Source organism: Paracoccus sp. FO-3 (assembly GCF_006386455.1).
Lineage (GTDB): Bacteria > Pseudomonadota > Alphaproteobacteria > Rhodobacterales > Rhodobacteraceae > Paracoccus > Paracoccus versutus.
Window position 1 is genome coordinate 1 of the sequence record NZ_VCBQ01000048.1, and the last position, 13,794, is coordinate 13,794.

Genomic DNA, 13,794 nt, shown 5'->3' on the forward strand with positions numbered 1-13,794 from the left:
GAGGTGCTGGGCAACCATGCGCTTTGCCTGCATGGCGATCATGGCGACACGGATCCCTCATAGGCGCGGTTTCGCACCGCCATCGAGACATGGGCCGGGCTGATCATCCGAGAGCCTCCTGGTTTCACATATCGCCGCGGGCTCGCGCCTGCGGCGAGGCTTCTAGAACACGGCGACCTGCGTGCCGATCTCGGCGAGGTCGTAAAGCTCGGTGACATGCTCGTTATAGAGGCCGTAGCAGCCGTTCGATGACAGGCGCCCGATCTTTCGGGTGTCATGCGTGCCGTGGATGAGATAGGCGGGCCAGGACAGATAGAGCCCATAAGCGCCAAGGGGATTTTCCGGCGTGCCGCCTTCGACGCGCAAGGGCAGGCTCGGATCCTTTTTGCGCATGTCGGGCGTGGGGGTCCATGGCGGGTTCTTCGCCTTGCGGACCACCTCGGTCTTGCCGCGCTTGGTCAGCTCCTCGGTCACCGGCACCGAGCAGGGATAGACCCGATAGGTGGCTTCGCCGGCGGACCAGTAGTGCAGCGCCCGCGACGAAACATCGGCCAGGATCACCCCGACCCCCAGGTCGCTGAAATGATCGCTCCAATGCCACATGCGGAAGGCGGACAGGTTCCGGCGCCGATCGGCGTTCGGATTTACCTGCCAGGCGCCGATATCGGGTGCCTGCCCCTGGCCCGCACCGCCATAGACCATGTTCCCCGTGCTCGGGTCGAACTGCTGCGCAAACGCGCCCATGGCGCCGCTACCGGCACATATCAGCCCGCCGACAAATGCCCTGCGATCAAGGCCGGAGCCTTTGAATCCCTTATCCATGTTGATGACTCAATCCGTTCTGTCTGTGATCACATCAGCCCGGAAACCGCGTCGGGGTGGGCCATGACGACCGCACCCGGCGGGATTTTGCCAGGCTGATGGCGAATTGCGCCCGAGGCGCAGGATCAGACGAAGAGAGTTCTCGGAGGCCGCTCTTGCTGCAGCGGTCCCGTCGTTCGCCAGGACGAGACGGCAAACAGCCGCTCGAGCCTGCTGGCGTGCTGTGCGGCCCCATCTTGCAAGGACGCCGTCTCGACGGCGGCATGCGAGGCACAGGTCCAGTCGCAGGCTGTTCCATCGCTGCTGCAACTGCCGCTCAGCATGCAGGACGCATTGCCTGGGGCGGAAGAAGGCTCGGCCTCCTGCCCGGCTGCGGCTTCCATCGCCAATTGCTGCGACGCTACCACGCCGTCATGCGCCACCGACAGGATCAGGGCGGCGTTCATCACGGCAAAGGTGAACAGCAGGGCGAGCAGGCGCATCATGCCATATGGGTAGGATGGCCCGCCCGCGAAGTCCATCGGGATGTGATCGCAAATGCGTGTGTTCAAGGACGGGATCACCATTCTCGGCATCCGGTATCATTCGGATGATCTCGCGACCTGGTTCCGGTGGGCAGACCGTGGACATCCGCTGGGACCATGCCGACATCGGCGCCATCGAAGTCTGCCTCGACGGGAACTGGGTCGAGGTCGGGACCATGCATGCCGAGACGAGTGAGGGCCGCCTGTTCGACGGGCTGCACGCACAGGAATGGATCGCGACCCGTCGCGCCCTGCGCACCCGTGCCGAGAAACAGAGATCCTGGAACGAGGCGGTCGTTTTCGAGGCGCTCAAGGCGATCCGGGACATGAACACCACCAGCAAGCTGGCCTTCGGCCTGATCGACAAGAACTGGACGGTGGAGAACCTGCAAAAGCTCGAATCCTCCCTGTTCGACAGCTTCAAGGTGGCTGCGAACACCGCCCGGACCCAGAGGTCGGAAGATGGCTACGGCCGCTCCATCGAACCCCGTGCTCCCCGGAACACGGAGACCGATGCCGCGCCCCAGCAGGCCCCGGCACGCCGCGCCAACAACTTCGAGATGGAAGACTGATCCATGACCGCCGATACCCCGCAGTCCCGACGCCGGCCGCCCCCAAGCCCGTCGCACAGGTCATCGCCGGGCTGCGACGCATTCATATCGAGAGCGACCGCGACAGGGACCTGAAGCTCCAGTTGCAGCGCCTGTTCCAGACCGATGACGAGGGAAACCTCCTGCCCCTGCCGGCGCGCTTCACCGCCGGGCAGGAGACCCGCGGCATCGCGCTGATCGAGCCCGCCGGTGGTGGCAAGACCACCGCGATCCGCACCGAACGCCAACGCAAGCAGCTGTCGAGGTCCTGATCCATGCCGCTTCTTCCCTTCCTTCCGCTGGCCGCCGGCGAATCCCTGATGTCCTATGTCGCGCGCATGGCCCGGTTCCATGCCGGGATGGCGGCCTTCCGTTCATGGCTTTTCTGGATCTGGCTCGCCAATCCGTCATGCCAGCGGCGCCCGAGACCGTGGAGCGCATCGCGGCGCTCAGCGGCATGCCTCGGGCCGGATTGCTTCGCGCCGCGATCCTGCCGGCCGGCAAGGCGGCCATGAGCACCGGGGACAGTTGTTCGACATCAGGTTTCTCGATCGTCGGCGGATCACCTTCTGCCCCGCCTGCCTGCTGGAAGATCGCCAAATGGCGGCCGGAAGCCATGGACAACGCGTCGGACGGCTGCACTGGATGTTCGCCCCTGTCAGGACCTGCCCGCGCCATGGCATCCCCCTGATCCGCCGCAAGGCCGCTACGGAGGAGGAGCGATTCCAGTTGCCGGGCGCGCTCGCCGAATCGGATGACGCGCTCGAACGCCTGGCCGCGGAAACCCCTCGGCATGGGGTCTCGCCGCTTCAGGCCTATGTCGCAGCCCGTATTGACGGGCAGGCAGGCCCCCAGTGGCTCGACAGCCAGCGCATCGATCAGGTCGCCCGTGCCACGCAACTGCTCGGCGCCTGCCTCTTCCATGGCACGCTGGTGAAAGCCTCCTTGTTGACCCAAGAGCGATGGGACGAGAGCGGAAAGGTCGGGTTCGGATTCATCTCACGGGGGCCTGACGGCGTTCGAGACGGCCTTGAGGAAATCTTCAGCGCCGTGAAACGGCAACAGCCCGTGTCGACGCCGCGATCCGCATACGGCCCGCTCTACTCCGGTGCCCTCTCCGATCCAGATGGCATCGGCCGACCGAGGACATCCTGCGGAGCCATATCCTTGACAGCATGTCGATCGCCGCCGGAGAAACCTTGCTCGGCGAAGTGGCAGCCCAGCGGCGGCGCCATAGCATCACCTCGCTCTGCGATGAAACGGGTGTTCCACGAGGTTCGTTGACGACGGTCCTGATCGCGTTCGGCCTGCCGGCCGACAGCGAGGATAAGTATTTGCATGTCAACGACACCTTCGCGGCACACGCCCAGGGACAGGCAGGTTTCGATTCGATCCTGATCGATGAAGAGGAAATGACGGGCGCTCTCTACGCACCGCGCATGCCCCCGGATCAGCAAGGACGAAGCCGCCGAAATCCTCGGCATCGACGACGGCGCCGTAGCCAGCCTGCTGCGGCTGGCCAATCATGACGGCACCCCCTACTGAAGCGCGTCGTTCCGATCATCGGCGACCGCGAGGCGCCCTGGCATATCGAACTCGACAGTTTCTATCGCTTCCGACCCGCTCATGTCTCGCTCGCAACCCTGGCGCGACAGCGCTCGCTCGAAAAGGAGGAACTCCGACGACAGTTGTGGACGCGCGGCATCCGGTCGATCCTCCACGGCTCGAATCGCGATTGCGGAATCTATCGGCTCGCGGATCTTTAGTTAGCAATCGCAGCATTTCATCGGCCAGGCCGTCCCTCGGGGCGGCTTTTTTTTCGGGAAGTTTCGATGAGCGCCAATGGCCTTGGCAAATGGGCAAAGTCACCGTCCAACCACACTTGGGATGGCGGAAAACAAGGGATTTCCGGGCTTCCATCGCCTGTCGTTTCAGGCCTTGCCCCCGGAAATGCCGGGAAAATTCGGCATTTGCGCCCGGCAATGCAGGTGCAGCGCGGATCGCAGCGAGGGCTGGCCTAGAGGCCGGAAGGCGAAGAACCGCGGCCGCGCCTAGGCAGGGGGCGGCAGGAAATGCGGGCTGGGCCCATCCGACGGCCCAACCCCGCCCGCTGCGCCACCGATTCGGCGGGCAAGCGCCGCCTTGAGCCCGGCAGGCCCTGCTCCGACCCAGCCATCGGGGCGCCGGGTTCCGCTGCACTGCGGCGGTTCGCGCATTCGTTACGACAGATTATTACAATTTCTACATCAGTAATATTGCAATGTTGCGCAGTCATCCTTACAACGGGCGCTGCAACCCGCGCTGATTCTGCGCCGCGGCGGAAACCCGGCGCCGAAAGCGGCAAAAGAGGACTCTGAGATGGCCCTGGACCAACCCACCCCGATCGCGCCCTATGACGCACCGGAAAAGGATCTCTACGAGATCGGCGAGATGCCGCCTCTGGGCTATGTGCCCAAGCAGATGTACGCTTGGGCCATCCGCCGCGAACGCCATGGCGAACCCGACAAGGCCATGCAGGTCGAGGTGGTCGAGACGCCGCCGATCGACAGCAACGAGGTGCTGGTCCTGGTGATGGCGGCGGGCGTCAACTACAACGGCATCTGGGCCGGCCTGGGCGTGCCGATCAGCCCCTTCGACGGCCATGGCGCGCCCTATCACATCGCGGGCTCGGACGCCTCGGGCATCGTCTGGGCGGTGGGCGACAAAGTCAAGAACTGGAAGGTCGGGGACGAGGTCGTCATCCATTGCAACCAGGACGACGGCAACGACGAGGAATGCAACGGCGGCGACCCGATGTATTCGCCCAGCCAGCGCATCTGGGGCTACGAGACGCCGGACGGCAGCTTCGCACAATTCACCCGCGTCCAGGCCCAGCAGCTGATGCGCCGCCCCCAGCACCTGACCTGGGAGGAATCGGCCTGCTACACGCTGACGCTGGCCACCGCCTACCGCATGCTCTTCGGCCACGAGCCGCATGAGCTGAAGCCGGGCATGAACGTGCTGGTCTGGGGCGCCTCGGGCGGGCTTGGCAGCTTCGCCATCCAGCTGATCAACGCCGCCGGGGCCAATGCGGTCGGCGTCATCAGCGACGAGGACAAGCGCGAGTTCGTCATGAGCCTTGGCGCCAAGGGTGTCATCAACCGCAAGGACTTCAAGTGCTGGGGCCAATTGCCCAAGGTGAACACCCCCGAATACAAGGAGTGGTTCAACGAGGTGCGCAAGTTCGGCAAGGCGATCTGGGACATCACCGGCAAGGGCAACAACGTCGACATCGTCTTCGAACATCCGGGCGAGGCGACCTTCCCGGTCTCGACCTTCGTCTGCAAGAAGGGCGGCATGGTGGTGATCTGCGCCGGCACCTCGGGCTTCAACTGCACCTTCGACGTGCGCTACATGTGGATGCACCAGAAGCGCCTGCAGGGCAGCCATTTCGCGCATCTGAAACAGGCGTCTGCGGCCAACAAGCTGATGCTCGAGCGCCGCATCGACCCCTGCATGTCCGAGGTCTTTCCCTGGGCCGAAATCCCGGCCGCGCATCTGAAGATGCTGCGCAACGAACACAAGCCCGGCAACATGGCGGTGCTGGTGCAGGCCCCCGTCACGGGCCTGCGCACCTTCGAGGACGCGCTGGAGGCGGGGCGCCGCTGACCCCGACCCCGGCGCAACTGGACCGTCCGGCGCGAGGAGGCGCCGGGCGGTCTTTTGCTTTGCAAGGCAGGTGTCATTGCAAGCGACATGTCATGGCAAGAAGCGTGGCAAAAAGCCGCTGCCCGCAGAACGGGCAGAACGAAAACCCTCTAGCCATTGATATTACGTGATTTATCCCTGGGATAACTTGGCATTACGCCAAAAACTCGGGCATTTTGCCCGAATATTGCTCTTGCCCCATTCAAACTGCCCGCACCTTGGGCTAAGGAGCCCTCCGACCCCAAGGGAAAGGATTCCGCGACATGCCGCAGATCGACGACAAGCTTGCCCCCATCTATGAGGAGGTGGTCCGCCGCAACGCAGGCGAGCCCGAATTCCACCAGGCGGTGCGCGAGGTTCTGGAAAGCCTTGGCCGCGTCGTCGCCAAGCGCCCCGACTATCTGGAGGACGCCCTGATCGAGCGCATCTGCGAACCCGAGCGCCAGATCATCTTCCGCGTGCCGTGGACCGATGACAAGGGCCGGGTGCAGATCAACCGCGGCTTCCGGGTGCAGTTCAGCTCGGCCATGGGCCCCTACAAGGGCGGCTTGCGCTTCCACCCCTCGGTGAACGTGGGCATCATCAAGTTCCTGGGCTTCGAGCAGATCTTCAAGAACGCGCTGACCGGCCTGCCCATCGGCGGCGGCAAGGGCGGCTCGGACTTCGATCCCAAGGGCCGCACGGACGGCGAGATCATGCGCTTCTGCCAAAGCTTCATGACCGAGCTTTACCGCCACCTGGGCGAATACACCGACGTGCCGGCGGGCGACATCGGCGTGGGCGCGCGCGAGATCGGCTACATGTTCGGCCAATACAAGCGCCTGACCAACCGCTACGAGGCGGGCGTGCTGACCGGCAAGGGCCTGTTCTACGGCGGCTCGCTGGCGCGCAAAGAGGCGACCGGCTACGGCAACACCTATTTCACCCAGGCCATGCTGAAGACCGGCGGCACCGATTTCGACGGCAAGACGGTCGTGGTCTCGGGCTCGGGCAACGTCGCCATCTACACCATCGAGAAGGTGCAGGAATTCGGCGGCAAGGTCATCGCCTGCTCGGACAGCTCGGGCTATATCGTGGACGAGGGCGGCATCGACCTTTGCCTCCTCAAGGAAATCAAGGAAGTGCGCCGCGGCCGCATCTCGCAATACGTGCGGATGAAGGGCGAAGGCAACGGCGCCTATTTCGTAAAATCCGGCGAGGGCTCGATCTGGGACGTGGCCTGCGAGGTCGCCATGCCCTCGGCCACGCAGAACGAGCTGACCGGCAAGGACGCCGCCAAGCTGGTCAAGAACGGCGTGACCGCGGTCGGCGAGGGCGCGAACATGCCCTGCACCCCCGAGGCGATCCGCACCTTCCAGCAGGCCGGCGTCAAGTTCGGCCCCGGCAAGGCGGCGAACGCCGGCGGCGTCGCCACCTCGGCGCTGGAGATGCAGCAGAACGCCTCGCGCGACCGCTGGAGCTTCGAAAAGACCGAGGCCAAGCTTGCCGAGATCATGCGCGACATCCATGACAGCTGCTACAGCACGGCCGAGGAATTCGGCGCACCGGGCGATTACGTCATCGGCGCCAACATCGCCGGCTTCATCCGCGTGGCCGAACCGATGCGTGCCTTCGGCGTGATCTGATGCCGCAGCAGGCGGGCCGCATCCCGGCCCGCCTTGCCAGCACGGGCCGGGACCGCTAAGCGGCACCATGCCCCTGCCCATCGCCCCCTCATGCTGATCTTTCTCCAGCCCCGCATCGTGCTGCTGTCGGTGCCCAAGACCGGGACGACAGCGCTGGAACAGGCGCTGGCACCCAGGGCCGAGATCGTCTTTCGCACCCGGCCCGAGATCAAGCACCTGAACCTGCGGCAATATCGCAGCCGCATCCGGCCGCTGCTCGAGCCGCTGGGCGGGCCCGCGTTCGAAACCGTGGCGGTGATCCGCGAACCGCTGGACTGGCTGCGCAGCTGGTATCGCTTTCGCGCCCGCGACGAGCTGATCGGCCATCCGAACAGCACCGCCCATGTCAGCTTCGAGCGTTTCGCGGACGACTACCTGCGCCCCGGCGATCGCCCGGCCCATGCCCGGCTGGGCCGGCAATCCGATTTCCTCGTCGACAATGACGGCCGGATCGCGGTCGATCACCTCTTCCGCTACGAGGCGATGCCGGCGCTGACGCAATTCCTGGCGCAGCGCCTCGGCAAGCCGGTCGCGCTGCGGCGCAGCAATGTCTCGCCCCCCGCCGTCACCGACCTGGCGCCCGAGGCCGAGGCACGGCTGCGCGCCGCCCTGGCCGCCGACCACGCCATCTGGCAGGATGCGCGTCAGGCGCCGTAAAGCGCCTTCGCCCGGTCCTCGAAGGCGCGCACGATACGCATCATCGCCTCGCCGAAGACCACGCCGATCACCTTGCCCAGGATGGCGTTGCGGAACTCGAAATCGACGAAGAACTCGACCTTGCAGCCGCCCTCCGGCAGGTCGGCGAAGCTCCAGCCGCTGCGCAGGTATTTGAAGGGCCCGTCCAGGTATTCGGTGTCGATGCGCTTCGTCTCGGGCCATAGCGTCACGCGCGAGCCGAAGCGCTCGCGGAACACCTTGAAGCTGATGACCAGGTCGGCCTCGACCACCTCGCTGCCCGAGGCGCCGGGCCGGCGCGCGCGAATACGCGCGGCGGTGTTCCAGGGCAGGAACTCGGGGTATCTTTCTATATCGGCCACCAGCGCATACATCTGGTCGGCGCTATAGGGCAGGATTCGGCTGTCGCTATGCTGAGGCAAGAGGTCGTCCCGGCGCATTTTCGGTTTCCGGGGGCAGCACTAGCAAAGGAACGGGCGCATGAACAACCTCATCTGGCTGATCCGGGCCGCCCGCTGGGCGCGAAACCCGCCCAGCGCCCGAACCGTCGCGCTGGTCCTCGGCGTCATCGCGGCCGGCCTGCTGCTTGCCGGGCTCGAACATTTCGGCCTCTGGCCCGATTGGGCCACCACCGAACGCCCGCGCGGCATCCAGCTGCAGCGCCCCTGACCGCCGCCGCGACAGGTTGGCGCACCCCGCCGCGGCACCGCCTTTCACCGTTTCCCAAATACTCCTGCGGCCGCGCCACGGATAGCGGCCGGCCCATCGGGGGCACCACCCCTGCCCTTCTCTGTTCTGCAAATACTCCCCGCGGCCGTGCCACCCGCGCCGCCGCCCCTAATTCCCCAAAGCCGCGAAACTGTCGCATTGCGCCATCTGCCCCGAGGCAAAGCCGCGCTTGAACCAGGTCTGCCGCTCGGCGGCCGAGCCATGGGTGAAGGCGTCGGGCACCACCGCCCGGCCGGCGCTTTCCATCAGCGTGTCGTCGCCCACCGCGGCAGCGGCATTGATCGCCTCGTCGATGTCACCCTCCTCGATGGTGCCGAACTGCTCGCTGGCCTGCCGCGCCCAGATCCCGGCATAGCAATCCGCCTGCAATTCGGTGGCGACCGACAGCCGGTTCGCATCGCGCTCGCCCAGCCGGGCGCGCAGCCCGTTCACCTCGGAAAGCGTGCCGGTCAGGTTCTGCACGTGATGGCCGACCTCATGCGCGATGACATAGGCATAGGCGAAATCGCCCCCCGCCCCCATCTTGCCGGCCATGACCCGAAAGAAATCCGTGTCCAGGTAGACCTTGTGGTCGCCGGGGCAATAGAACGGCCCCATCGCCGCCGAGGCGCCGCCGCAGGCCGATTGCACCGCGCCCGAAAACAGCACCAGCCCCGGATCCTGGTAGCGCATGCCGGCCTGGTCGGGCAGCACGCCGGCCCAGACCTCCTCGGTATCGGCCAGCACGACCGAGACGAACTGGCCGATCTCGCGCTCTTCCTGCGTCAGCTCGCGCGACTCGCCGGGCGCGCCGCCCTCGTCCAGGGCGCCGACGATGGGCGAGATGTCGATGCCGAAGAAATACCCCACCGCCAGCACCACCAGCACGCCGACGACGCCCATGCCGCCCGCGCCGGCGGCCCGGCCCATGCCGCGCCGATCCTCGACATTCCTGCTGCCGCGCCTGCCCCGCCATTCCATCGCGCCGTCCTCCCCGCCGTGATCCCGCCTGCCGAGCTTATCGCAACCCCGCCACGGCGCAACACGCGCGCAGGCTTGACAGTTCCGGCCCCAGCCCGCAGCACGTTCCCAAACGAAAGGGGCAGGCATGTTCGACTGGGTGGTTTCGACGATCGAGAGCTGGGGCTATCTGGGCGTGCTGATGCTCATGGTGGCCGAGAACGTCTTTCCGCCCATCCCCTCCGAGGTGATCATGCCCCTGGCCGGCTTCCTGGCCGGCAGCGGGCGGATGTCGCTGACGCTGACCATCCTGGTCGGCACCATCGGCTCGGTCCTGGGCACGCTGATGTGGTATTACATCGGCCTGTGGTTCGGCGAGGAGCGGCTGAAGCGCTTTGCCGCCCGGCACGGCCGGCTGCTCACGCTTTCGCCCTCGGACATCGACGCCGCGCATGAATGGTTCCAGCGCCACGGCGCCATGGCGGTGTTCTTCGGCCGCATGATCCCGGCGATCCGCACGCTGATCTCGGTCCCGGCGGGGCTCGCGCGGATGCCGATGTGGAAATTCCTGCTCTATACCGTGATCGGCAGCGCGCTCTGGACCGGGGTGCTGACCTTTGCCGGGCTGATGCTGCATGAAAACTATGCGCTGGTCGCGGATTGGGTCGATCCGCTGTCCAAGCTGGTGGTGGCGGCGGTGGTGGCGATCTATCTTTACCGCGTCGTCACCTGGAAGCCGCATTGAGTTCACGCGATTGGCACTTGCCGGCCGCGAGGCGCGGTCCTAACCGGAAGCCATGAACGGATTTTCAAGCAAGCATGTCGCCGTCACCGCCGGCGCCGGTTCCGCCGCGCTGCTGGCCGCCGCGCTGACCTTCCAGGCCCTGGGCTATGCGCCCTGCGAACTGTGCATCCTGCAGCGCTGGCCGCATCTGGTCGCCGCGATCATCGGCGGGCTGATCTGGTTCTTCGGCTGGAAGCGCTGGCTGGCGGCGCTGGGGCTGCTGGCCGCGCTTTGCGCCACCGGCCTTGCCATCTATCACGCGGGCGTCGAATTGCAGGTCTGGCAGGGGCCGCAGCATTGCTCGGGCGGGGTCTCGGGCCTGGCCAGCATGTCCACGCAGGATCTGATGGCGGCGCTGGAAAAGGCGCCGGTCGTGCGCTGCGACGAGGTGGCCTGGAGCCTGTTCGGCATTTCCATGGCCGGCTGGAACGCGATCCTCTCGGCCGGGCTGTCGGCGCTGTGGCTGGCCTCGGTCCGCGGCCGCAGGCGCGAGGCCGGGCTGGCCTGAGCCGCAATTCCCGCACCGGGGCGGCCCGTCAAGATTGCACCCAAGGCGGGTATGGGATAGACCCGTGCCCAACAAGATCTTGAGGTTTTCCCCGTGGCTGACATCCCTGAAAACGACGACGATACCCCCGAGAACGGCGGATCGGAGCGCGCCGTGATGCATCACGACGGCCCGGTGATCGACATCGCGCACGAGATGCGCTCGTCCTATCTCGACTATGCCATGTCGGTCATCGTCAGCCGGGCGATTCCCGACCTGCGCGACGGGCTGAAGCCGGTGCATCGCCGCGTCCTCTTCGCCATGCACGAGACCGGCAACACCCATGACAAGCCCTATCGCAAGTCGGCCCGCCCGGTCGGCGACACCATGGGTAAGTATCACCCGCATGGCGACGCCTCGATCTATGACGCGCTGGTGCGGATGGCGCAGGACTTTTCCATGTCCCTGCCGCTTCTGGACGGCCAGGGCAACTTCGGCAGCATGGACGGCGACAGCCCGGCGGCCATGCGCTATACCGAGGTGCGGATGGACAAGCCCTCGGCCTATCTGCTGATGGACATCGACAAGGACACCGTCGATTTCCAGGACAACTACGACGGCAAGGACCGCGAGCCGACCGTCCTGCCGGCGCGCTTCCCGAACATGCTGGTCAACGGCGCGGGCGGCATCGCCGTCGGCATGGCCACGAACATCCCGCCGCACAACCTGGGCGAGGTGGTGGATGCCACCCTGGCGCTCATCGAGAACCCCGACCTGCCGACCGAGCGGCTGCTGGAGATCGTGCCCGGCCCGGATTTCCCCACCGGCGGCATCATCCTGGGCCGTTCGGGCGCGCGCAAGGCTTACCTTGAGGGGCGCGGCAGCATCATCCTGCGCGCCAAGACCCGGATCGAGGAAACCCGCGCCGGCCGGCAGGCGATCATCCTGGACGAGATCCCCTTCCAGGTGAACAAGGCCAGCCTGATCGAGAAGATCGCCGAGCTTGCCAAGGAAAAGCGCATCGAGGGCATCGCCCACGTCCAGGACGAATCCGACCGCGTCGGCGTGCGGGTGGTGATCGAGCTGAAGCGCGACGCCACCGCCGAGGTTGTGCTGAACCAGCTGTTCCGCTTTACCCCGATGCAGACCAGCTTCGGCGCCAACATGCTGGCGCTGAACGGCGGCCGCCCCGAGCAATTGACGCTGCGCGACTTCCTGACCCATTTCCTGACCTTCCGCGAAGAAGTGGTGGCGCGCCGCACCGCCTATGAATTGCGCAAGGCGCGCGAGCGCGCGCATGTGCTTTGCGGTCTCGCCGTGGCGGTCTCGAACGTCGACGAGGTGGTGGCGACGATCCGCAGCTCGGCCGATGCCGCCGAGGCGCGCGAGCGGCTGATGACCCGGCGCTGGCCAGCGCATGAGATCGTGGTCTACCTGAAGCTGATCGACGACCCGCTGCATCCGGTGAACGAGGACGGCACCTACAACCTGTCCGAGACCCAGGCCCGCGCCATCCTGGAGCTGCGCCTGCAGCGCCTGACCCAGCTGGGCGTGCAGGAAGTCACCGACGAGCTGAAGACGCTGGCCGACGCGATCCGCGAATACCTGGCCATCCTCGCCTCGCGCGAACGGATCATGGGCATCATCTCGGACGAGCTGCGCGAGGTGAAGCAGCATTTCGCCGTGCCGCGCCGGACCGAGATCACCGACTGGGCGGGCGACCTGGACGACGAAGACCTGATCGAGCGCGAGGACATGGTCGTCACCATCACCTCGGGCGGCTATATCAAGCGCACGGCCCTGGCCGAGTTCCGGTCGCAACGCCGCGGCGGCAAGGGCCTGTCCGGCATGGCCACGAAAGAGGACGACGTCGTCACCACCCTGTTCGTCGCCAATACCCATACCGAGCTTCTGTTCTTCACCACCGACGGCATGGTCTATCGGCTCAAGACCTGGCGGCTGCCGCTGGGCGGGCGCACGGCCAAGGGCAAGGCCATCGTCAACATCCTGCCGATCCAGTCCGGCGTCTCCATCGCCGCGCTGATGCCGGTGGATGCCCCGGAAAAGGATTGGGACGACTACCAGGTGATCTTCGCCACCTCGGAAGGCGACGTGCGCCGCAACGCGCTGTCGGATTTCACCAATGTCATGCGCAACGGCAAGATCGCCATGAAGCTGCCCGAGGGGGTGGAGCTGATCGGCGCGCGCATGGCGACCGAGAACGACGACGTGATGCTGGTGACGGCCGCGGGCCGGGCGATCCGCTTCCCGACCACCGACGTGCGCGTCTTCAAGGGCCGCGATTCGACCGGCGTGCGCGGCATTCGCCTGGCGCCCGGCGACCGCGTGGTCAGCATGTCGGTGATCCGGCATTTCGAGGCCGACCCCTCGGAACGCGCCGCCTATCTGAAGATGCGCCGCGCCGTCGAGGGCGCGCTGGACGACGGCGCCGAGGCCGATGAGGACGAGGACGCCGTCGCCGAGGCCGCGATCAGCCAGGAGCGCTATGCCGAGATGTCGGCGGCCGAGGATCTGATCCTGACCATCACCGCCCGCGGCGCCGGCAAGATCAGCTCGTCGCACGACTATTCGGTGCGCGGGCGCGGCGGCCAGGGCGTGATGGCCATGGACAAGGCGATGCGCGGCGGACCGCTGGTCGCCAGCTTCCCGGTAGATCGCGACGACCAGATCATGCTGGCCACCTCGACCGGGCAGTCGATCCGGGTGCCGGTGGACGGCATCAGCTTCCGCTCGCGTTCTGCCGGGGGCGTGCGCGTCTTCAACACGGCGCCGGGCGAAGAGGTGGTTTCTGTTGCCCGCATCGCCGAGAATGGCGAGGATGAGGCCGAAGCCTGAGACGAGGCAGGGCGCGCAGGCCGCGCCCCGCCGCCGG

Annotated in this window: 15 protein-coding genes; 11 read left to right on the forward strand and 4 right to left on the reverse strand. The window is 66.3% G+C overall.

What is annotated here, in order from left to right:
* Positions 1-162: 162 nt before the first annotated feature.
* A complete protein-coding gene (locus FE811_RS14430; RefSeq protein ID WP_338117741.1) occupies positions 163-744 on the reverse strand; it encodes a L,D-transpeptidase in 582 nt (193 codons plus the stop codon).
* Positions 745-947: 203 nt separating this feature from the next.
* On the reverse strand, positions 948-1,388 hold the full coding sequence (locus FE811_RS14435; protein WP_116221184.1) for a hypothetical protein: 441 nt from the start codon (positions 1,386-1,388) through the stop codon (positions 948-950).
* Positions 1,389-1,444: 56 nt separating this feature from the next.
* On the opposite strand from FE811_RS14435, the gene FE811_RS14440 reads away from it, so the two are divergent.
* The 7 genes from FE811_RS14440 to FE811_RS14465 all read left to right on the forward strand — a co-directional run bounded on the left by FE811_RS14440 (position 1,445) and on the right by FE811_RS14465 (position 7,944).
* A complete protein-coding gene (locus tag FE811_RS14440; protein WP_116221185.1) occupies positions 1,445-1,918 on the forward strand; it encodes a hypothetical protein in 474 nt (157 codons plus the stop codon).
* Positions 1,919-2,040: 122 nt separating this feature from the next.
* Positions 2,041-2,208, forward strand: a complete 168-nt coding sequence (locus FE811_RS27490; RefSeq protein WP_157034063.1) for a hypothetical protein — start codon at positions 2,041-2,043, stop codon at positions 2,206-2,208.
* A 79-nt stretch (positions 2,209-2,287) separates the two neighbouring features.
* The gene (locus FE811_RS14445; protein WP_255469739.1) at positions 2,288-3,220 is read left to right on the forward strand and encodes a TniQ family protein; all 933 of its coding nucleotides are present in this window, start codon (positions 2,288-2,290) and stop codon (positions 3,218-3,220) included.
* Entirely contained in the window at positions 3,217-3,465 is a 249-nt protein-coding gene (locus FE811_RS14450; RefSeq protein WP_140847959.1) for a hypothetical protein, read from the forward strand. Before FE811_RS14445 ends, FE811_RS14450 begins: the two co-directional genes overlap by 4 nt.
* Before the next feature lie 829 nt (positions 3,466-4,294).
* Positions 4,295-5,584 carry a crotonyl-CoA carboxylase/reductase gene (ccrA, locus tag FE811_RS14455; RefSeq protein ID WP_116221188.1) on the forward strand — a complete coding sequence of 430 codons (1,290 nt, stop codon included), beginning with the start codon at positions 4,295-4,297 and terminating at the stop codon, positions 5,582-5,584.
* A 302-nt stretch (positions 5,585-5,886) separates the two neighbouring features.
* Positions 5,887-7,248 carry an NADP-specific glutamate dehydrogenase gene (gene gdhA, locus FE811_RS14460; protein WP_140847961.1) on the forward strand — a complete coding sequence of 454 codons (1,362 nt, stop codon included), beginning with the start codon at positions 5,887-5,889 and terminating at the stop codon, positions 7,246-7,248.
* A 90-nt stretch (positions 7,249-7,338) separates the two neighbouring features.
* Entirely contained in the window at positions 7,339-7,944 is a 606-nt protein-coding gene (locus FE811_RS14465) for a gamma-glutamyl kinase (RefSeq protein ID WP_072462670.1), read from the forward strand.
* Here the strand turns inward: FE811_RS14465 and FE811_RS14470 are convergent.
* Complete coding sequence (locus tag FE811_RS14470) at positions 7,932-8,384, reverse strand: type II toxin-antitoxin system RatA family toxin (protein WP_036752698.1); 453 nt, start codon at positions 8,382-8,384, stop codon at positions 7,932-7,934. The two genes, FE811_RS14465 and FE811_RS14470, sit on opposite strands and share 13 nt — an antisense overlap.
* A 58-nt stretch (positions 8,385-8,442) precedes the next feature.
* Here FE811_RS14470 and FE811_RS14475 point away from each other — a divergent pair, with 58 nt between their 5' ends.
* Complete coding sequence (locus FE811_RS14475) at positions 8,443-8,631, forward strand: hypothetical protein (protein WP_036752516.1); 189 nt, start codon at positions 8,443-8,445, stop codon at positions 8,629-8,631.
* 168 nt (positions 8,632-8,799) lie between these two features.
* Here FE811_RS14475 and FE811_RS14480 read toward each other — a convergent pair whose 3' ends face one another.
* On the reverse strand, positions 8,800-9,651 hold the full coding sequence (locus FE811_RS14480; protein WP_116221190.1) for a neutral zinc metallopeptidase: 852 nt from the start codon (positions 9,649-9,651) through the stop codon (positions 8,800-8,802).
* A gap of 127 nt (positions 9,652-9,778) precedes the next feature.
* On the opposite strand from FE811_RS14480, the gene FE811_RS14485 reads away from it, so the two are divergent.
* The 3 genes from FE811_RS14485 (at position 9,779) to gyrA (ending at position 13,757) form a co-directional block, all read left to right on the forward strand.
* Positions 9,779-10,375, forward strand: a complete 597-nt coding sequence (locus tag FE811_RS14485; RefSeq protein WP_116221191.1) for a DedA family protein — start codon at positions 9,779-9,781, stop codon at positions 10,373-10,375.
* A gap of 52 nt (positions 10,376-10,427) precedes the next feature.
* Positions 10,428-10,922 (forward strand): disulfide bond formation protein B, encoded by a 495-nt coding sequence (locus FE811_RS14490; protein ID WP_036752529.1) that lies wholly within the window; start codon positions 10,428-10,430, stop codon positions 10,920-10,922.
* Between the two features lie 93 nt (positions 10,923-11,015).
* Complete coding sequence (gene gyrA, locus FE811_RS14495; protein WP_175562360.1) at positions 11,016-13,757, forward strand: DNA gyrase subunit A; 2,742 nt, start codon at positions 11,016-11,018, stop codon at positions 13,755-13,757.
* Positions 13,758-13,794: the final 37 nt, after the last annotated feature.